The 280-nt window shown below is 49.6% G+C and carries 1 rRNA gene; it reads right to left on the bottom strand.

Annotation, left to right across the window (positions count from 1 at the left end):
* A 23S ribosomal RNA gene (locus CES82_RS12170) occupies nt 1-280 on the bottom strand; the annotation flags it as partial.

Below are 280 nucleotides of genomic sequence, written 5' to 3'. Positions count from 1 at the left end.
GCAACTCCACCGCCTTTTCCACTTAGGATACACTTAGGGACCTTAATTGGTGGTCTGGGCTGTTCCCCTTTCGACGATGGATCTTATCACTCACCGTCTGACTCCCGGATATAAATCTATGGCATTCGGAGTTTATCTGAATTCAGTAACCCGTGACGGGCCCCTAGTCCAAACAGTGCTCTACCTCCACGATTCTCTTTCCGAGGCTAGCCCTAAAGCTATTTCGGAGAGAACCAGCTATCTCCAAGTTCGTTTGGAATTTCACCGCTACCCACACCTC

Source organism: Secundilactobacillus silagincola (assembly GCF_002583405.1).
In the GTDB taxonomy this organism is placed as follows: domain Bacteria; phylum Bacillota; class Bacilli; order Lactobacillales; family Lactobacillaceae; genus Secundilactobacillus; species Secundilactobacillus silagincola.
Note: the sequence above shows the minus strand (reverse complement) of the source record. Positions and strands in the feature narration are given on the sequence as shown.